Origin of the sequence: Micromonospora sp. WMMD754, from assembly GCF_049315235.1 — a bacterium.
Classification (GTDB): Bacteria; Actinomycetota; Actinomycetes; order Mycobacteriales; family Micromonosporaceae; genus Micromonospora; species Micromonospora sediminicola.
Genome location: NZ_CP186058.1, coordinates 932250 through 956043, shown reverse-complemented (window position 1 = coordinate 956043; position 23794 = coordinate 932250). Strand labels below are relative to the sequence as shown.

General features: G+C 73.3%; 20 protein-coding genes. 9 read left to right on the top strand and 11 right to left on the bottom strand.

The annotated features are described in order from the left end of the window. Positions 1 to 58: 58 nt before the first annotated feature. Complete coding sequence (locus tag ACN27B_RS04455) at positions 59 to 1021, top strand: zinc-binding dehydrogenase (protein WP_172967929.1); 963 nt, start codon at positions 59 to 61, stop codon at positions 1019 to 1021. Between the two features lie 62 nt (positions 1022 to 1083). On the opposite strand, the gene ACN27B_RS04450 is transcribed toward ACN27B_RS04455, so the two are convergent. From ACN27B_RS04450 to ACN27B_RS04440, 3 genes are all read right to left on the bottom strand, one after another. Further along, the gene (locus ACN27B_RS04450) at positions 1084 to 2049 is read right to left on the bottom strand and encodes an alpha/beta hydrolase family protein (protein WP_099163802.1); all 966 of its coding nucleotides are present in this window, start codon (positions 2047 to 2049) and stop codon (positions 1084 to 1086) included. 41 nt (positions 2050 to 2090) lie between these two features. Next, complete coding sequence (locus tag ACN27B_RS04445; protein ID WP_422743613.1) at positions 2091 to 2627, bottom strand: nucleotidyltransferase domain-containing protein; 537 nt, start codon at positions 2625 to 2627, stop codon at positions 2091 to 2093. 74 nt (positions 2628 to 2701) lie between these two features. Further along, entirely contained in the window at positions 2702 to 3652 is a 951-nt protein-coding gene (locus ACN27B_RS04440; protein ID WP_422743611.1) for an alpha/beta hydrolase family protein, read from the bottom strand. A gap of 181 nt (positions 3653 to 3833) precedes the next feature. On the opposite strand from ACN27B_RS04440, the gene ACN27B_RS04435 reads away from it, so the two are divergent. Beyond that, a complete protein-coding gene (locus ACN27B_RS04435; RefSeq protein ID WP_422743609.1) occupies positions 3834 to 4007 on the top strand; it encodes a hypothetical protein in 174 nt (57 codons plus the stop codon). Between the two features lie 158 nt (positions 4008 to 4165). On the opposite strand, the gene ACN27B_RS04430 is transcribed toward ACN27B_RS04435, so the two are convergent. The 8 genes from ACN27B_RS04430 to ACN27B_RS04395 form a co-directional block, all read right to left on the bottom strand. Further along, positions 4166 to 5554, bottom strand: a complete 1389-nt coding sequence (locus ACN27B_RS04430; RefSeq protein WP_422742705.1) for an IS701 family transposase — start codon at positions 5552 to 5554, stop codon at positions 4166 to 4168. 198 nt (positions 5555 to 5752) lie between these two features. After that, the gene (locus tag ACN27B_RS04425) at positions 5753 to 6865 is read right to left on the bottom strand and encodes an acetate/propionate family kinase (RefSeq protein ID WP_099163805.1); all 1113 of its coding nucleotides are present in this window, start codon (positions 6863 to 6865) and stop codon (positions 5753 to 5755) included. Next, on the bottom strand, positions 6862 to 8928 hold the full coding sequence (pta, locus tag ACN27B_RS04420) for a phosphate acetyltransferase (RefSeq protein ID WP_099163806.1): 2067 nt from the start codon (positions 8926 to 8928) through the stop codon (positions 6862 to 6864). The genes ACN27B_RS04425 and pta overlap by 4 nt, the downstream gene beginning before the upstream one ends. Positions 8929 to 9084: 156 nt before the next feature. Continuing rightward, the gene (locus ACN27B_RS04415) at positions 9085 to 9264 is read right to left on the bottom strand and encodes a DUF6104 family protein (RefSeq protein ID WP_091570976.1); all 180 of its coding nucleotides are present in this window, start codon (positions 9262 to 9264) and stop codon (positions 9085 to 9087) included. A gap of 64 nt (positions 9265 to 9328) precedes the next feature. Next, positions 9329 to 13075, bottom strand: coding sequence for a multifunctional oxoglutarate decarboxylase/oxoglutarate dehydrogenase thiamine pyrophosphate-binding subunit/dihydrolipoyllysine-residue succinyltransferase subunit (locus tag ACN27B_RS04410; RefSeq protein WP_099163807.1), 3747 nt, complete (start codon positions 13073 to 13075; stop codon positions 9329 to 9331). A gap of 256 nt (positions 13076 to 13331) precedes the next feature. Beyond that, on the bottom strand, positions 13332 to 14156 hold the full coding sequence (locus ACN27B_RS04405; protein ID WP_099163808.1) for an ABC transporter permease: 825 nt from the start codon (positions 14154 to 14156) through the stop codon (positions 13332 to 13334). Continuing rightward, positions 14153 to 15094 carry an ABC transporter ATP-binding protein gene (locus ACN27B_RS04400; RefSeq protein ID WP_369700213.1) on the bottom strand — a complete coding sequence of 314 codons (942 nt, stop codon included), beginning with the start codon at positions 15092 to 15094 and terminating at the stop codon, positions 14153 to 14155. Before ACN27B_RS04400 ends, ACN27B_RS04405 begins: the two co-directional genes overlap by 4 nt. A gap of 137 nt (positions 15095 to 15231) precedes the next feature. Beyond that, on the bottom strand, positions 15232 to 15888 hold the full coding sequence (locus ACN27B_RS04395; protein ID WP_422745845.1) for a hypothetical protein: 657 nt from the start codon (positions 15886 to 15888) through the stop codon (positions 15232 to 15234). A 164-nt stretch (positions 15889 to 16052) separates the two neighbouring features. Here ACN27B_RS04395 and ACN27B_RS04390 point away from each other — a divergent pair, with 164 nt between their 5' ends. The 7 genes from ACN27B_RS04390 (at position 16053) to ACN27B_RS04360 (ending at position 23714) form a co-directional block, all read left to right on the top strand. Beyond that, positions 16053 to 16832 (top strand): GNAT family N-acetyltransferase, encoded by a 780-nt coding sequence (locus tag ACN27B_RS04390; RefSeq protein WP_099163809.1) that lies wholly within the window; start codon positions 16053 to 16055, stop codon positions 16830 to 16832. After that, the gene (locus tag ACN27B_RS04385; protein ID WP_422743605.1) at positions 16829 to 17824 is read left to right on the top strand and encodes a lysophospholipid acyltransferase family protein; all 996 of its coding nucleotides are present in this window, start codon (positions 16829 to 16831) and stop codon (positions 17822 to 17824) included. Before ACN27B_RS04390 ends, ACN27B_RS04385 begins: the two co-directional genes overlap by 4 nt. Positions 17825 to 18283: 459 nt before the next feature. Continuing rightward, entirely contained in the window at positions 18284 to 19123 is an 840-nt protein-coding gene (locus ACN27B_RS04380) for a DUF4097 family beta strand repeat-containing protein (RefSeq protein WP_355522215.1), read from the top strand. Next, the gene (locus ACN27B_RS04375) at positions 19120 to 19743 is read left to right on the top strand and encodes a PadR family transcriptional regulator (RefSeq protein WP_099163812.1); all 624 of its coding nucleotides are present in this window, start codon (positions 19120 to 19122) and stop codon (positions 19741 to 19743) included. Before ACN27B_RS04380 ends, ACN27B_RS04375 begins: the two co-directional genes overlap by 4 nt. A gap of 64 nt (positions 19744 to 19807) precedes the next feature. Continuing rightward, positions 19808 to 20509: a response regulator transcription factor gene (locus tag ACN27B_RS04370; RefSeq protein ID WP_088646020.1), complete on the top strand. Its 702-nt coding sequence runs from the start codon at positions 19808 to 19810 to the stop codon at positions 20507 to 20509. Further along, positions 20506 to 22050, top strand: coding sequence for a sensor histidine kinase (locus tag ACN27B_RS04365; RefSeq protein WP_099163813.1), 1545 nt, complete (start codon positions 20506 to 20508; stop codon positions 22048 to 22050). Before ACN27B_RS04370 ends, ACN27B_RS04365 begins: the two co-directional genes overlap by 4 nt. Before the next feature lie 62 nt (positions 22051 to 22112). Then, the gene (locus tag ACN27B_RS04360; protein WP_099163814.1) at positions 22113 to 23714 is read left to right on the top strand and encodes a trypsin-like peptidase domain-containing protein; all 1602 of its coding nucleotides are present in this window, start codon (positions 22113 to 22115) and stop codon (positions 23712 to 23714) included. Positions 23715 to 23794 lie beyond the last annotated feature (80 nt).

Here is a 23794-nt window from a genome sequence, read left to right as displayed (position 1 = left end):
TTCTTAACGCCTCCGGTAGAGGAAGGGCCCCTTCTTAACGGCCGCTCAGCTTGTTACCGTGCCGATCATGCGTGCCGCCTATGCCTCGGCCTTCGACGCCGACAACCCGCTCGCCGCGCTCACCGTCGGCGACCGTCCCGAGCCGACCCACCCGCAGGACGACTGGGTCACCGTGCGGGTGCGGGCCAGCTCGCTCAACCACCACGACCTCTGGTCGCTGCGCGGCGTGGGGCTGACCGCCGACCAGCTCCCGATGATCCTCGGCTGTGACGCGGTCGGCACCGACCCGGACGGCAACGAGGTGGTCATCTACCCGGTGGTGCCCACCCCGGGCGACCCGCGCGGGGTCTCCATCCTCTCCGAGCACTACCAGGGCACCTTCGCCGAGCTGGTCGCCGTACCCCGGATGAACCTGCTGCCGCTGCCCGACGGCCTGTCGGCGACCGACGCGGCGTGCCTGCCCACGGCCTGGCTCACCGCCTGGCGGATGCTCACCACCAAGGGCCGGGTCGCCGACGGCGAGTCGGTGCTGGTCCAGGGCGCCGGCGGTGGCGTCGCCACCGCGGCGGTCGCGCTCGGCGTCGCGCTCGGCAAGCGGGTGTACGCGACCAGCCGCGACGCCGCCAAGCGGGAGCGCATCACCGAGCTGGGGGCGACCGCGCTGGAGCCCGGTGCCCGCCTGCCCGAGCGGGTCGACGTGGTGATCGAGACGGTCGGCGCGGCCACCTTCGACCACTCGCTGAAGTCGGCCGCCCCGATGGCCCGGATCGTGGTCTCCGGCGCGACCGCCGGCCACGAGCCCGCCGTCAACCTGCGCCGGGTCTTCGCCATGCAGCTGGAGATCCTCGGCACCTCGATGGGCACCCCGGACGAGCTGGCCGAACTGCTCGCGTTCTGCGCCGAGCACGAGGTCCGCCCGGTGGTGGACCGGGTGGTGCCGTTCAGCGGGATCGCCGAGGCGTTCGCCCGGCTGCACTCCGGCGAGGTCTTCGGCAAGGTCGTCATCGACCACACCGCCTGAGACGGATGGCGTGTTAAGAGGGGGCCCCTTCTCTACCGGAGGCGTTAAGAAGGGGCCCTTCCTTACAGGCGGTCGTCGAGGGTGGCCAGGCCGCCCCTGGCGGCGTCGGCGGGGAGGCGCTTCTTCGCCGCCGGGTCGCCGTAGAGCGTCCAGCGCAGGAACTCGACGGTGGTGTCGGCGACCACGCCCAGCGCCCTGCCGTCACCCAGCAACGCCCGACCGTGGTCGCCCTTCGGCAGGCTGAGCATCGCCTTGGGCCACGGCACCGCGTCGTAGACGGCCCGGCCGGCCGCGTACGACACCACCTCGTCGGCCTCGCCGTGCACGAACAGTTGCGGCGCGGCGGCCCCGGCGAACGCGGTGCCGACGCCGAGCGCCGTGCCGGCGAAGACGATGCCGGCGTCGAGCCGCTCGTCCCGCCCGGCGGTGAACAACCCGATGGTGGTCACCCCGCCGGCGCTGTGCCCGGTCGCGGCGACCCGCTCCGGATCCAGCCGGCCGCGCAGCCGGTCGCCCGCCTTCTCGCCGAGGGCGAGCACCCGGGTCAGCACGTACGACACGTCGGCCGGCTGGTTGAGCACGTCCAGCGGGTTGCCGTCGCCACCCCGGCCGGTGTGCGGGAAGCGCGGCGCGGCGACCACGAAACCGGCCGCCGCCCAGCGCGTGAGCAGTACCTGGTAGTCCTCCGGCCGGGCGCCGAGGCCGTGACTGAACAGCACCACCGGGAACCGCCCGTCCGCCGCCGGCGCGGACCGCTCGGCCGCGCCACCGGCCGCGCCCTCCGCCGGGTACCAGAGCGTCACCGGCAGCGGCCGGTCGCCGTCGCGGTTCAGCTTCACCTGGCGTACGCCGACCGCGAAGCTCTTCGTGGGCGCCTTCCCGGCGGGTACGCGCGGCGTGGGCGCCGTGGTCGTCGGCGGGGTGTCGGGTGCGGGCCGCCCGGTCGGGGCGGTCGGCTCGGAACAGCCGGTCAGGCCGGCGCCGAACAGGGCGGCGGCGGTGGCCAGGGCGACGGGACGACGGCGCATGAACTCGATTGTGCCTCGCGATCGGGGGTGACCCGGGCGGGTCAGCGCACCGGGGGCCCGCCGCCGGTCGACGCCCGGAGGCGGGCCAGGTCGGCGGCGTCCTTGGCGCGGCGCGGCCGGTCGGGCATCCAGACCGGGAACATCTCCTTGAACTCGATCTGCGCGGCCACGCTGATCACCGGCGCGGTGAGCGGACCGATCCGGCCGGACGGGCCGCCCAGCATCCCCTCCGGCAGGGGAGTGCCCGCCCACGGGCCGGCCCCGACCACCACCCGTCCGGCCTCGTCCCGGTCCAGGTACGCGAAGCTCAGCTCGACGTCACCCCGGAGCACGTCGAGCTGCGTCGCCGCCGGCATCCGCGGGTCGGGCCGCCAGCCGAGCGCGCCCAGCCGGGCGGACAGTCCCTCGGCGTCCCGGCGCCAGCAGTACCAGTCGACGTCGACGTGCGGGCGGCTCACCGCGCCGAGGTGGAAGTCCATCGCCCAGCCACCCCGCAGCCACACCTCGATCCCGGCCGCCCCGGCCAGCTCGACCACCTCCCGAATCGCGTCCAGTTGCCGCCCGGCCACCCCGTCCACGCCCGCACCCTAACCGTCGATCATGAGGTGGGCGGTGTCCGGTGTCCGGTTTGTCGCCGTCAACTTCATGATCGTCAGGTGGGGAGGGAGCGGGTGGTGAAGGTGGTCAGGGCGGGGGCGGTGGCGTCGGCGGGGAGGCGGCGCAGGGCGGCCCGGTCGGCGTAGAGCGTCCAGCGCAGGAAGTCGGTGGTGGTGGCGAGCACCTGGGGGAAGCCGGGTCGGTTGGGGTTCAGGTACTCGCCGTGGCCCTGACCGGGCAGGCTCAGGAACGCGGCCGGCCCGAGACAGCGGGCGTACGCGGCCCGGCCGATCGACTCCGGCACGACGCGATCGGCGCCGCCGTGCACGAACAGCATCGGCGCGAGCGGCCGGGCGACTCCGGCGACCGGCCGGCCACCGGCGATCACGATCCCGGCCCGTACCGGGAACGGCTGTCCGGCGGCGAACATGCCGAGCGTGGTGTGACCGCCGGCGGAGTGCCCGGCGGCGGCGAACCGGTCCACGGCCAGGTGCGCGCCGAGCGGGTCACCGGGGCGGGCGCCCAGGCGGACCAGGTGACGGACCAGCCGCCAGGCGTCGGCCGGCTGGTTGCGGACGTCGTCGCGGGTGAAGCTCCGGGCGCGCAGGTTGGTGCGGGGGTAGGTGGGCGCCGCCACCACGAAACCGGCGGCGGCCCAGCGGGTGGTCAGCTGCGCGTGCAGCGCGGGCAGGCTGCGCAGGCCGTGACTGAACACGACCACCGGGAACCGCCCGACGGCCACCCGGGCCCCCGCCCGGACACCCGGCGCGGCGGGAGGGGCGGTGACCGGGCCGGGGGAGGCGGACGGCTCCACCGGGTACCAGACGGTGACCGGCAGGGGACGGACGCCGCCCGGGTCGACGGTGAACTGTCGCATCCCCACCGCGTACGGGCGCTCCGGCGCGGCCCGGACGCCGGCCGGGACCGGACCGGTGGTGGCGACGGCCGACCCGCAGCCGGCCAGCAGCGCCGTCATCAGCACGGCCACCAGCCGCTGCCCCGTCATGCCTGCACGGTAGGCAGCCGAGCGGCCCGGCCGCGCCCGCCGTCCGGGCCGGCTGCCTCCGCCACCCGGCCGGGCCGTGCCTCCACCGCCCGGGCGGGTTTGCGCGCGCCGGCCGCCCGGGTCCGTCGACGCCGGCACGGCGGGGCACGTGGGAACGGCGGGCTTCGCTAGGGTCACCGGCATGGCTGAGAACTACACCGATCCGAGCGGCAACACCGCGCAGTTCCGCGCCTTCGTGGACGCGCCCGAGCCGGCCGCGGCCGCGGCCCCGCCGTCCCGGTTGCCGTTGATCGCCGGCCTCGCCGTCGCCGCCGTGGTGGTCGTCGCGCTCGTCGCCTGGCTCGCCCTGGGCTGACCGGGCGAGCCGGCTCCCGGCGTGCTCGTCCTGGGCCGGCGCTCCCGCTCCCGCCCTAGTAGTGCTTTGTTAGGTTGGGACGAGTTGGTGGCAGAGGGGGCAGAACCCGAGCCAGGTCGCGAGTAGGTATTGCAGTTCGCGGAGGACGGCGTAGAGGCTCAGGTCTGCCCTGCTGCTTTTGGGCGTGTCAGCCGTAGTTGGGTGAGGAACAGTTGGGCGGCTGCGGTGAGGGTGACGTGGCGGTGCCAGCCGATCCAGGAGCGGCCTTCGAAGTGGTCGAGGCCGAGGGCGGTCTTGAGTTCGCGGTAGTCGTGCTCGATGCGCCAGCGGCTTTTGGCCAGGCGGACCAGTTCGGCAAGGGGTGTGTCGGCGGGTAGGTCGGACAGCCAGTAGTCGCTGGGTTCGTGCTGGTCGGGGGGCCATTGCACGAGCAGCCAGCATTCGGGCAGGACGCCGTCGTCACCGCGGTGGGGTCCGCGTCGGATCACCCGGCCGGCGGGACGCACCCGCAGGGCGAAGAAGTGCCCGGACAGTTCACCGGCTGGCCGGTCCGGGGTGCGGTCGGGTGCGGGTAGCCGGGCGCGCCAGCGCACCAACGTCGTGGCGTCGGCGCCGTGGGCGAGGGCCAGGTCTTTCAGGCTGCGAGCCGGGTGGGGGTAGCGCGGTGTGGGATGGGGGCCGACTCCGGCGTAGGGGACCTCGACGGGTTGGGCGTCGCCGGGTTGAGCGGTGGTGGACGAGGTGGTCGCCACGATGTAGCCGATGCCGCGTTCGGTCAGGCCCTGGCGGAACTCGGCGACCTGGCCGTAGCCGGCATCAGCGGTCAGCAGCGGCGGACGCAGCCCCCACGCGGCCAGTTCGTCGAGCATCTCCAGGGCCATCAGCCACTTCGGCCGGTACCGCTCGGCGTCGGGGACCTTGGATGCCGCCCGCCGCCGGCGGATCAGCGCGATCTGCTCGGCGGGCGGCACCTGCTGGCGCACATGTGGTTTCTTCGCCCCGGCCTGGTCGAGAGTGACCGGCTGCTGGCGCAGCCTGCGGGCGTGCGCGTTCGCGGGCTTGCCGTCCGGGCCGGGCACGCAGGTGTCGTCCCAGGACTCCGGCACGAACAACCGCCAGTTCAGCACCGCCGACGCGGCGTCGGCCGCGGCGTGGACGCTGACGGCGATCTGGCAGTTGGCGACCTTGCCCAGCGTGCCGGAGTACTGCCGAGCCACACACGCTGAAGCCTTGCCGTCTTTGGGAAATCCGGTGTCGTCGACCACCCACACCTGGGGCGTCACCAGATCGACCGCCGCGGTGGCCAGCCGCCGCCGCACGCCAGCGACGTCCCACGTGGACGAGGTCAGGAACTGCTGCAACTGCTGATGATCGACCCCGAGCCGCTGCGCCATCGGCTGCATTGACTTGCGCCGACCGTCCAGCATCAGCCCCCGCAGATACCGCAGCCCCGTCGCCCGCTGATCCGAGCGCCGCAACCCCGCGAAGATCCCCGCCGCGAAGTCCTCCAACCGCGCCCGCACCCGAACGAGTTCCCGCTCATCCACGCACCGCAGCCAAACACCACCACGATGCCCGTACAAGCGACACGCCACAACGACCTAACAAAGCACTACTAGTTCCGCCGGGCATGATCAACACCAGTTCGGCGAGGTTGCCGCATCCAGGGCCCGATGATCCCGCCACTTCGGCGAGGTGGTGTCGATCATGGTTTGCGGTCCTGAGTCGGGCAGGCGGGACTGGGGTCAGGCGGCGAGCACCTCGCGGGTCTCGCGGGCGATCTCCCGCTCCTCGTCGGTGCCGACCACGAGCACGGTGACCTCGGCGCCGGCCGGGGAGATCACCCGGTCGCCCGTGCCGTCGTTGCGGCCCGGGTCGACGGCGACGCCGAGCCGTTCCAGCCCGGCCAGCGACGCCGCCCGGACGGGCGCGGCGTGCTCACCGACGCCGGCGGTGAACGCGATCGCGTCGACCCGCCCGAGCAACGCGTAGTACGCCCCCACGTAGCCGGTGATCCGGCGGCAGTAGACGTCGAACGCCAGCGCCGCGTGCGGGTCACCGGCGTCCCGGCGGGCCAGCACCTCCCGCATGTCGTTGACGCCGGTCAGCCCGAGCAGGCCGCTGCGGTGGTTGAGCAGGTCGTCGATCTCGTCCACGCCCATCCCGCCCTCGCGGCGCAGGTGGAAGATGACGGTCGGGTCGAGGTCGCCGCTGCGGGTGCCCATCACCAGGCCCTCCAGCGGCGACATGCCCATCGACGTGGCCACGCTCCGGCCGCCCTCCACCGCGCACGCGCTCGCCCCGTTGCCCAGGTGCAGCGTGATCGTGTTCAGCTCGGCGTACGGCCGGTCGAGCAGCTCCGCCGTGCGCCGTGAGACGTACGCGTGCGAGGTGCCGTGGAAGCCGTACCGGCGCACGTCGTAGCGCTCGGCGGTCTCCCGGTCGATCGCGTACGTGGCGGCGGCCTCCGGCAGCGTGTGGTGGAACGCGGTGTCGAAGACGGCCACCTGCGGGGTGTCCGGCAGCGCCTCCCGGGCCACCCGGATGCCGGCCAGGTTGGCCGGGTTGTGCAGCGGGGCGAGCGGGACGAGTTCCTCGATCCCGGTGACGACCGCGTCGTCGATCAGCACCGGAGAGCTGAACCGCCGTCCGCCGTGCACCACCCGGTGCCCGACGGCGGCCAGGCCGGTCAGGTCGAGCCGTTCGATGATCTCCCGGACCGCGCTCTCGTGGTCGGCCGGCCCGCCGCCGGGTTCGCCGATCCGCTCCACGGTGCCCTTGTCGCGCACCTCGTCGCCGTCGTACAGCCGGTACTTGACCGACGAGGAGCCGCTGTTGAGGACCAGGATGCGGCTCATTCCGACGCCTCCGCGGCGGCCTGGATGGCGGTGATCGCCACCGTGTTGACGATGTCGGACACGGTGGCGCCTCGGGACAGGTCGTTGACCGGCCGGCGCAGGCCCTGCATGACCGGGCCGACCGCGACCGCGCCGGCCGAGCGCTGCACCGCCTTGTACGTGTTGTTGCCGGTGTTCAGGTCCGGGAAGATGAACACCGTGGCGCGTCCCGCCACCGGGCTGTCCGGCAGCTTGGTCGCGGCGACCTGCGGGTCGATCGCCGCGTCGTACTGGATCGGGCCGTCGACCAGCAGTTCCGGCCGCCGCTCGCGGACCAGCTCGGTGGCCGCCGCGACCTTCTCCACGTCCGCGCCGGCGCCGGAGCTGCCGGTCGAGTACGACAGCATCGCCACCCGCGGCTCGATGCCGAACCGGGCCGCGGTGTCGGCGGAGGAGATGGCGATGTCGGCGAGCTGGGCGGCGTCCGGGTCCGGGTTGACCGCGCAGTCGCCGTAGACCAGCACCCGGTCGGCGAGCAGCATGAAGAAGACGCTGGACGCGACCGAGACGCCGGGCACGGTCCGGATGATCTCGAACGCCGGCCGGATGGTCGCGGCCGTGGTGTGCGTCGCCCCGGAGACCATTCCGTCCGCGTGGCCGGTCTGCACCATCATCGTGCCGAAGTAGTTGGGCTGCGCCACGATGTCGTGCGCCAGCTCCGGCGTCACGCCCCGGTGCGCGCGCAGCTTCGCGTACGTGGCGGCGAACTCGTCCCGCCACTCGCTGGTCGCCGGGTCGACGATCTGCGCGTCGCCGACGTCGACGCCCAGTTCCCGGGTCCGTCGGGCGATCTCGTCCGGGCGGCCGAGCAGGGTCAGCTCGGCGACACCCCGGCGCAGCAGCACCTCCGCCGCGCGCAGGATCCGCTCCTCGGCGCCCTCGGGCAGCACCAGCCGACGGCGGCGGGCCCGGGCCCGGTCGATCAGGTCGTTCTCGAACATCAGCGGGGTGACCCGGGCGGAGCGGGTGACCCGCAGCCGGCGGGCCAGGTCGTCGGTGTCCACGCAGCGCTCGAACGCGCCCAGCGCGGCGTCGACCTTGCGCGGGTTGGCCGTGCTGGGGCGGCCCTCGATCCGGCTGGACGCCTCGACCGTGTCGTAGCTGTCGGTGGGCACCGACAGCACGGCCAGCCCGGTGTTCATCCGCTCGACCAGGCGCATCGCCCGGGGGTCGGGTTGTTCGCCCAGCGTGAGCACCAGCCCGGCCAGCGACACCTGCCCCGCCACGTGCGCGGCGCCGGCCGCGACCAGCAGGTCGGCCCGGTCGCCCGGGGTGATCACCAGCGCGCCGTCGGTGAGGTGGTCCAGCAGCGTCGGCACGTGTGCGGCGCCCACCACGTAGTCGAGCACGTCGCGGTCCAGCGCGGCCTGGTCGCCAGCGAGCAGGGTGGCCCCGAGCGCCGCCGCCACCTCGGCCACCGTCGGCGCCGACACGGCCGGCACCTCCGGGATCGCGTACGCGGGGACCGGCAGCTCGGGCAGCGTCATCGGCCCGGGCACGCGGTTGGCGACCACCGCGACCACCGTCGCGCCGAGGTCGGCCAGATCGTGGTACGCGCCGCGCAGCGCCGCCGCGACCGCCTCGGGCGGCTGCCCGAAGCCGTCCACCACGGGCACCACGACGCTGCCGAACTCGGTCGCCAGCCGGGCGTTGAAGGCCAGTTCGCGGGGGCCGGCGCCGTCGCCGTCGGCGAAGTCGCTGCCCACCACCACGACGGCGGGGCAGCGTCGTTCCACCTCCCGGTAGCGGGCCACGATCGCCGAGATCAGCTCCTCCCGGCGGCCGTTCGCGACCAGCTCGGTGGCCTCGGCATAGGTGGCGCCGTGCAGTTCGCCGACCGGCAGCTCGATCCGGTAGCGCTCGGTGAGCAGGGCCAGGATCGGGTCGGCGCCGTCGCCGGCGACCAGCGGCCGGAACGCGCCGATCCGCCCGACCTGTCGGGACAGCAGCTCGGCCAGCCCGAGCGCCACCGTCGACTTGCCCCCGCCCGACCCCACACTGGTCAGGTACACGCTGCGCGCCACGACCTCACGCTACAAGATCGCACGAACCCGCGCCCGGGTCCTTCGCCCCCCGGCCAGCCCTCGTCGATCTTGCACTTACGGCCCGGACAAAAGCCGCCGTCCGGGCATTTGCCGGGCCGCAACCGCACGATCGCGGGGGAGACGGGAGGGAGGGGACTAGTCCTCGTCCTCGTCGTCGAGGCGGGCCAGCCAGGTGGCGAAGCGTTCGATCGGGGTCTCGAACTCGGGGTTCAGGTCGACGAAGTCCCGCAGGCGCTCGCCGAGCCACTCCAGGCTGACCTGCTCGTCGCCCCGGCGCTCGACCAGCTCCTCGATGCCACGGTCGGTGAAGTACACGGTGTTCCTCTCGTCGTACGGCAGCGGCCCGCCCCGATGTCGGGGCGGGCCGCTGCGGGTGATGTCACGGGCGGGGGAGAGCCGCCTCGATCAGCGCGTTCTGCTCGACCTCGTGCATCTTCGCCGAGCCGACCGCCGGGGCGGCGGCGGACGGGCGGGAGATGCGGCGCAGCCGGACCTCGGGCAGGTGCTCCAGCAGGTTGAGCGCGACGAACGACCAGCCGCCCTGGTTCGCCGGCTCCTCCTGGACCCAGGCGAAGTCCTCGGCGTTCGGGTACTGCGCCAGCGCGGCCCGGACCTCCTCGACGGGCAGCGGGTAGAGCTGCTCCATCCGGAGGATCGCGGTGTCGGTGACGCCCCGCTCCTGCCGGGCCTGGAACAGGTCGTAGTAGACCTTGCCCGAGCAGAGCAGCACCCGCTTCACCTGCTCCGGCGCCGGGGCGGCGGTGTCGGCCAGCACCGGCTGGAAGGTGCCCGTGGTGAAGTCCTCCACCGGCGACACGCAGAGCTTGTGCCGCAGCAGCGACTTCGGCGTGAACACCACCAGCGGCTTGCGCTTGGGCGACAGAGCCTGGCGACGCAGCAGGTGGAAGTAGTTCGCCGGGGTGGTCGGGATGGCCACCCGCATGTTGTCCTCGGCGCAGAGCTGGAGGAAGCGCTCCGGGCGGCCGGAGGTGTGGTCCGGCCCTTGCCCCTCGTGGCCGTGCGGCAGCAGCAGGGTGACCGCGGAGCGCTGGCCCCACTTCACCTCGCCGGAGGAGATGAACTCGTCGATCACCGACTGGGCGCCGTTGACGAAGTCACCGAACTGGGCCTCCCAGGCCACCAGCGCGTTGACGTTCTCCACCGAGTAGCCGTACTCGAAGCCCATGGCGGCGTATTCCGAGAGCAGCGAGTCGTGGACGAAGAAGCGGGACCGCTCGCCGTCGGCGGTGAGCGACTTCAGCGGCAGGTAGTCGTCGCCGGTCTTCGAGTCGACCACCGAGGCGTGCCGCTGGACGAACGTGCCCCGGCGCGAGTCCTGCCCGGCGAGCCGGACCGTCACGCCGTCGTGCAGCAGCGAGCCGAACGCGATGATCTCGCCGAAGCCCCAGTCGATGCCGCCCTCGACGGACATCTTCCGGCGCCGCTCCAGCAGCTGCTGGATCCGCTTGTGCGGGGTGAAGCCCTCCGGCAGGTTGACGTGCGCCTCGCCGATCGCCTTGACCACGGCGGCGTCGGTGGCGGTGTCGACCTGCGGCTCCGGCTCGTCCTCCCGCTTCGGGCGGCTGAGCTGGCGCGGGCTGGTGGCGGCGTCCCGGGTGGCCTTGAAGACCCGCTCCAGCTGCCCCTGGTAGTCGCGCAGCAGCTCCTCGGCGTCCTCCACGGTGATGTCACCGCGCCCGATCAGCTCCTCGGTGTAGAGCTTCCGGACCGACCGCTTCGAGTCGATGATCTTGTACATCTCGGGGTTGGACATCGACGGGTCGTCGCCCTCGTTGTGCCCGCGCCGGCGGTAGCAGACCATGTCGATCACGACGTCCTTGTTGAACGCCTGCCGGTACTCGAAGGCGAGCCGGGCCACCCGGACCACGGCCTCCGGGTCGTCGCCGTTCACGTGGAAGATCGGCGCCTGGATCATCCGGGCCACGTCGGTGCTGTAGAGGCTGGACCGGCTGTACTCCGGGGCGGTGGTGAAACCGACCTGGTTGTTGACCACCACGTGCACGGTGCCGCCGGTGCGGTAGCCGCGCAGCTGGGACAGGTTGAGCGTCTCGGCGACCACGCCCTGGCCGGCGAAGGCGGCGTCGCCGTGCACCGCCAGCGGCAGCACGGTGTAGCCCTCCAGCTTGAGGTCGATCCGGTCCTGCTTGGCCCGGACGATGCCCTCCAGCACCGGGTCGACGGCCTCCAGGTGCGACGGGTTCGCCACCACCGACACCTTGACCGCGTGCTCGCCGTCCGGGGTGGTGAACTTGCCGTTCTGGCCGAGGTGGTACTTCACGTCGCCCGAGCCCTGCGTGGAGCGCGGGTCGAGGTGCCCCTCGAACTCGGAGAAGATCTTCTCGTACGGCTTGCCGACGATGTTGGCCAGCACGTTGAGCCGGCCCCGGTGGGCCATGCCGATGACGACCTCGTCCAGCCCCGCCTCGGCGGAGGACTCCAGCACCTCGCCGAGCAGCGGGATCAGCGACTCGCCGCCCTCCAGCGAGAAGCGCTTCTGGCCGACGTACTTGGTCTGCAGGAAGGTCTCGAACGCCTCGGCGGCGTTGAGCCGGTTGAGCACGTGCTTCTGCTCGTCGGTGCTGGGCTTCTCGTACTTGCGCTCGACCCGCTCCTGGATCCAGCGCCGCTCCTCCGGGTCCTGGATGTGCATGTACTCGATGCCGACCCGGCGGCAGTAGGAGTCACGCAGCACGCCGAGGATCGAGCGCAGCTTCATCCGCTGCTGGCCGGCGAAGCCGTTGACCGGGAAGACCCGGTCGAGGTCCCACAGCGTCAGCCCGTGCTGGAGCACGTCCAGGTCGGGGTGCTTGCGGATCTTGAACTCGAGCGGGTCGGTGTCGGCCATCAGGTGGCCGCGCACCCGGTACGCGTGGATCAGCTCGTGCACCCGCGCGGTCTTGTTGATCTGGCCCTCGCTGTCGACGGCCACGTCGCGCATCCAGCGCACCGGCTCGTACGGGATCCGCAGCGAGGTGAAGATCTCGTCGTAGAAGCCGCGCTCGCCGAGCATCAGCTCGTGCATCACCTTGAGGAACTCGCCGGACTGCGCGCCCTGGATGATCCGGTGGTCGTAGGTGCTGGTCAGCGTGATGACCTTGCTGACCGCGTTCTCGGCCAGGGTGGCCTCGCTCATGCCCTGGTAGGGCGCCGGGTATTCCATCGCGCCGACGCCGATGATGGCGCTCTGGCCCTGCATCAGGCGCGGGATCGAGTGCACCGTGCCGATGCCGCCCGGGTTGGTCAGCGAGATGGTGGTGCCGGAGTAGTCCTCCATGGTCAGCTCGTTGCGGCGGGCGCGCCGGACCACGTCCTCGTACGCCTGCCAGAACTGCCGGAAGTCCATCTGCTCGCAGGCCTTGATGGACGGCACGACCAGGTTGCGGGAGCCGTCCGGCTTGACCAGGTCGATGGCGATGCCCAGGTTGACGTGCTCCGGGCGGACCATCGCCGGCTTGCCGTCGACCTCGGCGAAGGAGTTGTTCATCTCCGGGTGCTCGACCAGCGCCCGGACCATCGCGTACCCGATCAGGTGGGTGAAGCTGACCTTGCCACCACGGCCGCGGGCCAGGTGGTTGTTGATCACGATGCGGTTGTCCACCAGCAGCTTGGCCGGGACGGAGCGCACGCTGGTGGCGGTGGGGACGGAGAGCGAGGCGTCCATGTTCTGGACGATCTTGGCGGCCACGCCGCGCAGCGGGGTGGTGCCGGCGGCGCTCGCGGTCGGCGCCTTCGCGGCCGGCTTGGCCGGAGCGGCCTTCTTCGCCGGGGCCGGCTCGGGCGCCTTCGCCGCCGGCTTGGCAGCGGGCTTGGCGGCCGGCTTGGCCGGAGCGGCGGGGGCGGCCTTGGCGGGGGCGGGCTGCTCGGTGACCGTGGCGACGGCCTCCTGCTGCTCCGCGGGCTCGGGCTTGGCGGCCGGCTTGGCCGGCGCCTCCGGGCGCGGTGTGGCGGAGCCCGGCGCCGGCCGGTAGTCGGCGAAGAAGTCGTGCCAGGCCGAATCGACGCTCGAGGGGTCGGCGAGGTAGCGCTGGTACATCTCCTCGACGATCCACTCGTTCGGGCCGAAACCCGCCAGTGGGTTCTCCTGCGATGTCTGCTGGGTCGACACGGCCGCTAATCGCCTCTTTCACGCGGTTGTGAATGTCACGCGGTGGCTCCCGTGCCCGCTTCGCCGGGGCACGGAAGACGGATCCCAGGCTACGCCGTGCGATTGCCGCAGGCATTCTCGCCTCCGGCTGGTGGCCCGTTTCACAGAAGATGCCAGAAGTTCGGCAAACGCTGCGTGATCCGGCGACTCCTGCTAGACGACGGCGGCCCCGGCCGGTGACACGGGGTCACCGGCCGGGGCCACGGAGCGCGGCGACTCAGGAGATGTCGCGCCGGCGGATCGTCAGCACGCCGATCGCGCCGGTCACCACCGCGTACCCGATGAGCACCGCGGCACCCGCCCACCGGGGTGGGTTGCCGGGGATCTCGGCGCCGCTGACCATCAGGCCGGAGGCCAGCGACGGCACCAGCAGCTGGAGCTGGTTGATCCAGTCGCCGAACCGCTGCGCCAGCAGGCCGATGGCGATGGCCGCGCCGATGGTGCCACCCAGGTAGAGCAGGATGCCGGTCACGGTGGCGCCGATCTGGCTGCGGATCAGCACGCCGAGCCCGACGCCGAGCACCGACCAGAGCAGGTAGGCCAGCCCGTTGAGGGCCACCGCGCGCCAGACCGCCCCGCTGCCGAACTGCGCGCCGACGTCAGTGGCGTTCAGGATCAGCGGCGCGAAGATCAGGTTGAGCACCGTGGTGCCGATCCAGAACAGCAGCGCCAGCACACCGGCGGCGGCCAGCTTGGCCAGCATCACCGCCGTGCGGTGCGGCGCGGTGAGGAACGTGGTGGTCACCGTCTGGTGGAAGAACTCGCTGGTCACCACCACGATGCCGAGCAGCATCACGATGAGCAGCCCGAAGAACTGCCCGTTCGTGTAGAGGTTGGCCGCGATGCTGTCGGCGCTGGATACCGCCTGCACCTGGTCGGCCTGGTCGGCCGGCACGTCGCCGACGTTGCCGCTGGCCAGCGCGTCGGTCTGCAGCCAGTTGAAGAGCAGCGCGAGCCCCCACAGGGGAACGCTGATCAGCGCGAAGATCCACCAGGTGCTGGTGGTGCGGATCTTGAGCAGTTCGGATCGGACCAGCGTCATCGGATCTCCGCCTTTCCGGCCGTCAGCTCCAGGAAGACCCCTTCGAGGTCGGGGCGCTCGGTGGTCAGCTCGTGCAGCTCCACCTTTGCCGCCAGCGCGACGCGGCCCACGGTCGGCGCGTCCACGCCACCGACCAGGAGCGCGCCGTGCGGGTCGGCGTCGACCGTGGCGGACTGCTCGCGCAGCGCCGCGGCCAGCTCGTCCGCCTGCGGGGTGCGCACCCGCACCCGGGCGCCGTGCGTCATCGAGCCCATCACCTGCTCGACCGGACCCTGCCGGACCAGCTTGCCGGCCGCGATGATCACCACGTCGTCGGCGAGCAGCTGCATCTCGGAGAGCAGGTGGCTGGAGACCAGCACGGTACGACCCTCGGCGGCCAGCCCCTTGAGGAAGCCGCGCATCCAGCGGATGCCCTCCGGGTCGAGGCCGTTGGCCGGCTCGTCCAGGATCAGCACCTGCGGGTTGCCGAGCATCGCGGCGGCGATCCCGAGCCGCTGCTTCATGCCCAGCGAGTAGCCCTTGAACTTGCGCTTCGCCGCCGGGGAGAGCCCGACCAGGGCGAGCGCCTCGTCCGCCCGCTCCTTCGGCAGCCCGGCCGCCGCGCAGATCACCCGCAGGTGGTTGATGCCGGTGCGGCCCTTGTGCGCGCTGGACGCCTCCAGCACCGCGCCCACCGTGCGCAGCGGGTCGGTCAGGTCGGCGTACCGGTGGCCGCCGATGGTGGCCGTGCCGGCGGTCGGCGTGACCAGGTTGAGCAACATGCGCAGGGTGGTCGTCTTACCGGCGCCGTTCGGGCCGAGGAAGCCGGTGACCCGGCCCGGCTCGACGGTGAACGACAGGTTGTCGACCGCCCGGACGTTCTTGTATTGCTTGGTCAGGCCGGACACGATGATCTGGCCGGTCGCGGCACTGGGGCGTGGCTGCCCGTCGGACATCATTCTCCTCTCCTGCCCCGGCGCGCTGGACGCACGCCGGTGGGGGCGCCGTTGCGGGGGCGCCCCGCACAGCCTTCCAACCCGGCGCAAGGGGGTCAATCAGGCGGGATGCGTACGCGCCGTCCTCCTCAGGGAGGAGATCAGCCCGCCGGCACCGCGACCCAGGTGGCACGGGCCCGGCCGAGCAGGGCGCCGTCGGGCCCGTACAGGCTGGTGTGCACCTCCGCCTTCCGCCCCTCGCCGCCCACCGCGAGGCCGGTCACCACGCACTCGTCGCCAGGCCGCGGCAGCGCGGTGACCTGCGCGGCGATCCGGCCCAGCACGTACGGGCGGCCGGGGGAGAGCACCGCCCAGCCGCCCGGGCAGTCGAGCGCCGCCCAGACCGTCGCCGGCACCACCTCGGCCGGCGCGCGGAACGGCGCGGCGGTCCGCCCGTCGGGCAGCCGGCCGGGGAAGATCCGCAGCCCGTCCGGGCGTGTCGGCCCGCAGACGTAGCAGCCGGGGAACGGGTGGTCCACCAGACCGGGGTACGCCCGCGCGGCCTGCTCGGCCGTCGCCCGGTCCACCGGCGGCACGACCGCGTCGACCGGCGCGACCCGGCGTACCTCGGCGACCAGCCGGCCCTCCGGGTCGTGCACCTCGCCGTCGCCGGCGGTCAGCGGGGTGTCCAGCGGCGGCGGTCGGCGCAGGGTGACCTCCACCGGCCCCCGGTCGTCGATCAGCGCGGCGAAGATCCCGGCGCTCCAGCCGCCGTTGCCCGAGCCGTCCGGTCCGTGGAAGCGGGCCTCGACGAGCATGTGCACCTCCGGGTTCCGTGCGCCGCCGGCGCCGTCGTCGGCGGTCGCCCGGCAGCCTCGCACACCCGCCGTCACCGGTTCGCGCACGCCGCCGCCGACGGGCGTTCACCGGATCGACACCCCTCACCCCGGGGGCGGCAACCCGGGGCCCTTACACAGGACCCATGGCCGTTCTGCACGCCGCTGGCGCACCGCTCACGACCAGCGGTTACACCCTGCTGATCGCCGACGACCCGACCCTGGTCGCGGCCGCGCAACGCCTGCGCCACGAGGTGTTCGCCAGCGAACTCGGCGCCACCCTGCCGCCGGGGTCCGCCGGGCTCGACGCCGACGAGTTCGACGCCCACTGCGACCACCTGGTGGTGGTCCGCGAGGGCACCGAGGAGGTGGTCGGCACCTACCGGCTGCTGCCGCCCGGACGCACCGACCGGCGGTACGCCGACGGCGAGTTCGACCTGGCCCCGCTCGCTCCGCTCCACGACGACCTGGTCGAGGCGGGGCGCTCCTGCGTGCACCCGGACCACCGCACCGGGGCGGTGATCAACCTGATGTGGGCCGGGATCTGCCGCTACCTGCACCTGCGTGGCTCGCGCTGGCTCGGCGGCTGCGCCTCGGTGCCGGTCGCCGACGGGGGGACCGCCGCCGCCGAGGTGTGGGCGCAGGTGCGGGCGCGGCACCTCGCCCCGCCGCCGCTGCGGGTCACCCCGCGCCGGCCCTGGCTCGCCGAGGCGTCGGCCGCCGTCGACCCCGCCACGCTCACCCCCGCCGAACGCCGCGCGCTCGTGCCGCCGCTGCTCCGCGGCTACCTGCGGCTCGGCGCGTGGGTCGGCGGCGAGCCCGCGTACGACCCGGACTTCGGCTGCGCCGACTTCTACGTGCTCTTCTCGCTGGACCGGATGAATCCGCGCTACCTGAAGCACTTCCTCGGCGAGGCCGGCTCGTGACCGCCGAGGGGCTCTGGCGGCCCGCCTCGGGCTGCGGGCCGGACTGCCTGCCGCCGCCCGCCGCGCCGGACGTGTCCTGGGCGCGCCGGACCGGGCGGCTGCTCGGCGTACTCGGGATGCTGCTGGCCGGGGCCGGCCTGGCGGCGGTGCTGCCGCTGCTGCCGGCGGCCGACCGGCGGGCGGCGCTGCGACGCTGGGCCCGGGGAACGCTGCGCGCCCTCGGCGTCCGGCTGACGGTCCGGGGCCGGCCGCCGCGCCGCCGCGCGCTGCTGGTCGCCAACCACGTCTCCTGGCTGGACATCCTCGCGGTGCTCGCCGTCGCGCCGGCCCGGATGCTGGCCAAGCGCGAGGTCCGGAGCTGGCCGGTGGTCGGCGCGCTGGCCGCCGCGGCGGGCACCGTCTTCGTGGACCGGTCCCGACCGCGCGAACTGCCGGCCACGGTCGACCGGGTGGCCGGGGCGTTGCGCGCCGGGCACCCGGTGGCGGTGTTCCCGGAGGGCACGACCTGGTGCGGCGCGGCGACGGACTGCCGCCCCGCCCGGGGCTTCCGACCGGCGATGTTCGAGGCCGCGGTCGTCGCCGGGGCGCCCGTGGTGCCGCTCGGCCTCGCCTACCGGTACGCCGGCGACCCGAGCACGCTGCCCGCGTTCCTGGGCGAGGAGACGCTCTGGGCGTCGGTGCGCCGGGTGCTGGCGGCCCGGGACCTGACCGTGGCGGTGACCGTGACGGCCGCCCTGCACCCGGCCGACGGGGCGGACCGGCGGCTGCTGGCCCGAGCCGCCGAGTCCGCCGTCCACCCGGCCCCGCCCACCCGGACCCGGGTGGCCCGTCCCGAACCGGCGTTCGGTGGCCCGACCGTGTATCCGCTCTTGTCGGCACCCCGGTCCCGCTCCCTCATCGATGTCGTGTCCCGGGCCGACGTTTCGTCCTCCCCGGGCGTCGTGCCGTCGCCGTCGGGCGTGGCCGGGCCGGACCTCGACCTGGTCGCCTGACCACCCCGCCGCCGCGTCACCGCACCGCACCGCCCCCCCTCCCGCCGACAGCGGTTCGCGCTTCACCCCCCCCGGAACCCTTCCACCCAAAGGGATCGATCTTCCACCTCTCAGAACGTCCGCAGATCTTGGTACAGAACGGCCCCTATGAGGGCCCTTTCGTACCAAGATCTCGGCGTCCGCAGCGTGAGCGGAGCCTCGCGGCCCCGGACGGTGGACGACCGAGGCCAGCCTCGGGCTGACGTCCCGGGCTTCCCGGTCCGGGGACTCGTCTCGTTGATCAAGGAGTTTGCGTCGGCGGTCTTGCCGGAAGTCGACGCGAACTCCTTGGTCAACGGGGGAAGTGCGAGGGGAGACGCGATACGGTCGCGATAGGGACTTGTTCAGTCGCGATGTATCGCGTTATAGTTCTCCTTCACCGGGCGTGCCATCGGGGGGCGCGCGACGAGGGGAGGACCCATGGCCAGCTGGACGGTCGACAGCCCGCAACGGCTCACCCTGGACGAGCCGGTCACCCGGCTCGAGGTCCGGCTGGTCAGCGGCCGGCTCAACGTGGTGGCCACCGACGGCCCGGCCCGGATCGACGTCACCCGGATCAGCCGCCGACCCCTCGTGGTCGAGCTGCGCGACGGCCGGTTGACCGTCCGGCACGAGCGGACCACCCGCTGGCCGGGCGTGCTCTGGTGGCTGGGTCAGCTCCGCCGCCGCTACCGCGCCGAGGTGTCGGTGGCGGTGCCGGCCGAGGCGCTGGCCGACCTGCACCTGGTCGACGGCGCGCTGGTCGCCTCTGGACTGCGTCGCGACACCCGGGTCGACGTCACCTCCGGCCAGGTCACCCTGATGGGGCTACGTGGCCGCACCACCGCCAAGGTCGTCTCCGGCCCGGTGGAGGCGCTCGGCATCGGCGGCGACCTCGACCTGGAGACGGTCTCCGGCGAGCTGATCCTGGCCGACAGCGCGCCCGAGCGGGTCCGCGCCCACGCGGTGTCCGGCTCGATCACCTGCGACCTGGACAACCCGCGCGGCAGTGAGATCCGGCTCAGCGCCATCTCCGGCAGCATCACCGTGCGGGTCCGCGAGGACAGCGACCTCAGCGTGCACCTGCACACCACCTCCGGCCGGATCACCAGCGGCTTCCCGCAGATCTGCGGCGGTCAGCACGGCTTCGGCGCGGTCAAGGACAGCCACGGGGTGCTCGGCGGGGGCGCCGGTAAGCTCTGGGCGTCCGCGACGTCCGGCAGCATCGCGCTGCTGGCCCGCCCGGTCGCGGACGCCGACGACGTGGAGGACCTGCCGTGACCGCCGTGTTCAGTCACGGGCGGCTCCGGCTCTACCTGCTCAAGCTCCTCGACGACGGGCCCAAGCACGGCTACGAGCTGATCCGCCTGCTGGAGGAGCGCTTCCTCGGCCTCTACGCGCCCAGCGCCGGCACCATCTATCCCCGGCTCCAGCGGCTGGAGGTGGAGGGTCTGGTGACCCACACCGCCGTGGGTGGGCGCAAGGTCTACGAGATCACCGACGCCGGTCGGGCCGAGCTGCGGCAGCGGGCCGACGAGCTGGCCACCCTGGAGGCCGACATCAGCGCCTCCGTCGAGGACCTCTCGGCGCTCGCCGGCGAGATCCGCACCGAGGTACGCGGTTCGGTGCGCGACCTGAAGCGGGAGCTGCGCGAGGTGGCCCGGCAGACCCGGCAGGGCCGCTGGACACCCCCGCCCCCGCCCCCGCGCCCGGGCGGCGACGGGAGCCCGCCCGGCCCGGCCGAGTCGCCGTTGCTCGCCGAGTTCGACACGCGGCTGGCCGCGTTCACGGTCGAGGTGGGCGCCCTGGTCCGGGCCGGGCGGCTCAGCGACAACCAGCTCCGCACCGCGATCCGGGTGCTCGACGGCGCGCTCGACGGGCTGCGACGACTGCTCCGCTGAGCTCACAGGTTGTTTCCAGGTGGCGCCCAGCGCGACCGCAGCCGGAGCACGGATGATGGGAGCCATGGCGGCTACCCAGACCGAGGCCCGACTGCTCGTCGTCGAGGACGATCCCAACATCCTCGAACTGCTCTCCGCGAGCCTGCGCTTCGCCGGTTTCGACGTGGCGACGGCGACCAGCGGCAGCGCCGCGCTGCACGCCGCCAAGGACCACCGGCCCGACCTGGTCGTGCTCGACGTGATGCTGCCCGACCTCGACGGCTTCGAGGTCATCCGGATGCTCCGCGAGGGTGGCACGCGTACCCCGGTGGTGTTCCTGACCGCGCGGGACGCCACCGACGACAAGATCCGTGGGCTGACCCTGGGCGGCGACGACTACGTCACCAAGCCGTTCAGCCTGGAGGAGTTGACCGCCCGGATCCGGGCCGTGCTGCGGCGCACCGCGACCGGCGAGCACGCGCCGTCCCGGCTCACCTTCGCCGACCTGGAGCTGGACGAGGAGACGCACGAGGTGCACCGGGCCGGCCAGCGGGTGCAGCTGTCGCCGACCGAGTTCAAGCTGCTGCGCTACCTCATGCTCAACGCCAACCGGGTGCTCAGCAAGGCGCAGATCCTCGACCACGTCTGGAACTACGACTTCCGCGGTGACGACAACATCGTCGAGTCCTACATCTCCTACCTGCGGCGCAAGGTCGACAACACCCAGCCCCGGCTGATCCACACCCTGCGCGGGGTGGGTTACGTGCTCCGCAAGCCGGCGGCGTGAGCGCCGTCCACGACGCGAAGGGCTGGCTGCGCGGGATCCCGCTCCGGCTCAAGCTGGTCACCGCCGTGCTGGCACTGGTCGGCGGGGCACTGCTGGTCATCAGCGTCTCCACCGCGTACTTCCTGCACGACTATCTGGTGGGCCGGATCGACGGCGAGCTGGACGACCAGCTCGACCGCGGTGTGACGGTCAGCCAGGAGAACCTGAGCACGCTTCCGACCGACTACCTGGTCGCGCAGTGGAACAGCACCGTCCGGCAGGGCAAGGTGGCACGCGACCGCGCGCTCGACGACCAGGACCTGCCGGCGGGCATCGGCCAGCAGAGCTGGTACGACGAGCACGCCAACGGGGAAGCGTTCACCGACGACGGCGCCGACAAGCGGGTCCGGTGGCGGTTGATGGTGCGGCAGGACGGCGACGACTCGTACCGGGTGGTCGGCCAGAACCTCGACGACGTCGATCTCTCCGTCCGGCAGCTGCTCTGGATAGACCTGCTGGTCGGTGGAGCGGTGATGATCATCCTGGCGTCGGTGGGTGCGGGCATCGTGCGTACCAGCCTGAAGCCCCTGGTGGAGATCGAGCGGACCGCGGCGGCCATCGCCGGCGGCGACCTGACCCGGCGGGTGCCCGACCCGGAGGAGGGGCGGGCCTGCCCGACCTCCGAGCTGGGCCGGCTCTCCCGGGCGTTGAACGCGATGCTGGCCCAGATCGAGGCCGCGTTCACCGCGCGGGCCGCCTCCGAGGCGGCGGCGCGCAGCGCCGAGATGGGCGCCCGGGACGCGGCCGCCTCGGCGCAGGCGTCGGAGGCGCGGGCCCGCCGCTCGGAGGAGCGGATGCGGCAGTTCATCGCGGACGCCTCGCACGAGCTGCGTACCCCGCTGACCACCATCCGGGGCTTCGCCGAGCTGTACCGGCAGGGCGCGGCGCGGGAGCCGGAGCAGACCGCCGACCTGCTGCGCCGGATCGAGGACGAGGCGTCCCGGATGGGGCTGCTGGTCGAGGATCTGCTGCTGCTGGCCCGGATGGACCGGGAGCGGCCGATCGCGCTGGCCCCGGTGGAGCTGCCGGTGCTGGCCTCGGACGCGGTGGAGGCGGCCCGGGTGGTGGATCCGGACCGGCGGATCGAGCTGGAGCGGGAACCGGGTTCCGGCCCGCTGGTGGTGCTCGGCGACGACGCCCGGCTGCGCCAGGTGATCGGCAACCTGATGACCAACGCGCTCACCCACACGCCGTCGGACGCCGCGGTGACGCTGCGGCTGCGGGCGGAGACCGGCAACGTCGCCGTGGTGGAGGTCGCGGACACCGGGCCCGGCCTGACGCCGGAGCAGGCCGAACGGGTCTTCGAGCGGTTCTACCGGGTGGACGCCGCCCGGACCCGGCGGGCCGGCGGGCCGACCAGCACCGGGCTCGGCCTGGCCATCGTCGCCGCGCTGGTGGCGGCGCACCACGGCACGGTCGAGGCGGCCGAGACGCCGGGCGGGGGCGCCACGTTCCGGGTGAAGCTGCCGCTGCTGCCGGAGTCGCCGGAGCCGGGCGAGTGACTTACAGAAAACATTCAGGCGGATTCCAGGCTGGTGACAGTGCCACGGGGAAAGCTGGTGTCATGACCGAGCACGAGACCGATCCGCAGCGGTCGCCGGCCCCCGCCGACGCCGAGCCGTCGCACCACACCGCCGAGCTGCCCCGCGTCGAGAGCGGGACGTCGGACTCCACCACCACCCCGGCCGCCGCGCCGGTTCCGGCCGACTCCCCGGCCGCCGGAACCACAGCCCACGCCGGCTCTCCCGACACGCCGACTCCGTCGGGGTGGGCGACCCGGCCCGGCCCGGATTCGCCGGCCGCCGCCGGCGCCCAGGCCGACCCGGCAGCCCACGGCGGCCAGAGCACCCCCGCCGGCTCGCCGGGCCACCCGTACGGGCCGTCCGCCGCGACGCCGTCCGCCCCGCCGTACCCGGTCTCCGGGCAGTCGCAGCAGCCCTACCCGTGGTACGGGGGCCAGCACCAGGGCGGTTGGGCGCAGCAGGGCAGCGCCGGCTACCCGTCGTCGCCGCACTCCGCCGGCCCGGTACCGACCTACCAGGCCCAGCCGCACCAGCAGTACCCGCACCAGGCCGGGCAGCCGGTCCCGCCGTGGGGTCCGCACCAGCCGGCGCGGCCGAGCCGGGCCGGCAAGTTCGTCGGCGCGGGCGCGCTGGCGCTGGCCCTGATGCTCGGTTCGGGCGTGGCCGGCGGCGCGCTGGCCCTCGCGCTCGACGACGGCGGCGGCGTCACCCGCACCTACTCCGCCGCCCCGGTGATCAACAGCGCCGACCTGCCCAAGATCGCGGCTGCGGTCCAGGACAGCATCGTCACGATCATGACGAACAGCGGTGAGGGCTCCGGGGTGATCCTCAGCGCCGACGGGTACGTGCTGACCAACAACCACGTGGTCGCCTCCGCCGGCGGGGACACCGTCAAGGTGGTCTTCGCCGACGGCAAGACCGCCTCGGCGAAGATCGTCGGGACCGACCCGAAGACCGACCTCGCGGTGGTCCAGGCCAGCGGCGTGAGCAACCTGAAGGCGGCGAAGTTCGGCGACAGCGACGCCATGCAGGTCGGCGACCAGGTGCTCGCCCTGGGCAGCCCGCTCGGCCTCCAGGGCTCGGTGACCGCCGGCATCCTGAGCGCCCGCGACCGCACCATCGCCGCCGGCGAGGGCGGCCAGCAGCAGAACCCGCAGCAGGGCGCCAGCTCGATCTCCGGGCTGCTGCAGACCGACGCGCCGATCAACCCGGGCAACTCCGGCGGCGCGCTGGTCAACACCCGGGGTGAGGTGATCGGGATCAACACCGCGATCGCCACCGCCGGGCAGGGCAGCAACGGCAACATCGGCGTCGGCTTCGCCATCCCGAGCAACAAGGCCAAGGACGTGGCCGAGAAGCTCCAGCGGGGCGAGAAGGTCAGCCACCCGTCGCTCGGGGTGAGCGTGAACGCCGCCGAGGACGGCGGCGCCCTGGTCGCCGCCGTCACGCCGGGCAGCGCCGCCGAGAAGGCCGGGCTCCAGCGGGGCGACGTGATCACCAAGTTCGGCGACACGGTGGTCAACGACTCCAACGATCTGGTCGGCGCCGTGCAGGCCGGCAAGGTCGGCGACCGGGTCGAGGTCCAGTACAAGCGAAACGGATCGGCCGAGACGGCAACCGTGACGCTCGCCGAGACGTCATAGTCCGCGAGACCTGCCTCCCTCCCGGGCGGCGGGTGACGGAGCCAAGGGGGTTGGCTCCGTCACCCGCCGCCCTTTTTCGT

Bases quoted from the DNA above. Each gene is read 5' to 3' on its own strand.
- ACN27B_RS04395 (WP_422745845.1), bottom strand. From the start codon at position 15,888: ATGCTCGTCGAGGCCCGCTTCCACGGACCGGACGGCTCGGGCAACGGC.
- ACN27B_RS04400 (WP_369700213.1), bottom strand. From the start codon at position 15,094: ATGATGTCCGACGGGCAGCCACGCCCCAGTGCCGCGACCGGCCAGATC.
- ACN27B_RS04435 (WP_422743609.1), top strand. From the start codon at position 3,834: ATGGCTGAGAACTACACCGATCCGAGCGGCAACACCGCGCAGTTCCGC.
- ACN27B_RS04360 (WP_099163814.1), top strand. From the start codon at position 22,113: ATGACCGAGCACGAGACCGATCCGCAGCGGTCGCCGGCCCCCGCCGAC.
- ACN27B_RS04380 (WP_355522215.1), top strand. From the start codon at position 18,284: ATGGCCAGCTGGACGGTCGACAGCCCGCAACGGCTCACCCTGGACGAG.
- ACN27B_RS04370 (WP_088646020.1), top strand. From the start codon at position 19,808: ATGGCGGCTACCCAGACCGAGGCCCGACTGCTCGTCGTCGAGGACGAT.
- ACN27B_RS04425 (WP_099163805.1), bottom strand. From the start codon at position 6,865: ATGAGCCGCATCCTGGTCCTCAACAGCGGCTCCTCGTCGGTCAAGTAC.
- ACN27B_RS04440 (WP_422743611.1), bottom strand. From the start codon at position 3,652: ATGACGGGGCAGCGGCTGGTGGCCGTGCTGATGACGGCGCTGCTGGCC.
- ACN27B_RS04450 (WP_099163802.1), bottom strand. From the start codon at position 2,049: ATGCGCCGTCGTCCCGTCGCCCTGGCCACCGCCGCCGCCCTGTTCGGC.
- ACN27B_RS04405 (WP_099163808.1), bottom strand. From the start codon at position 14,156: ATGACGCTGGTCCGATCCGAACTGCTCAAGATCCGCACCACCAGCACC.
- ACN27B_RS04390 (WP_099163809.1), top strand. From the start codon at position 16,053: ATGGCCGTTCTGCACGCCGCTGGCGCACCGCTCACGACCAGCGGTTAC.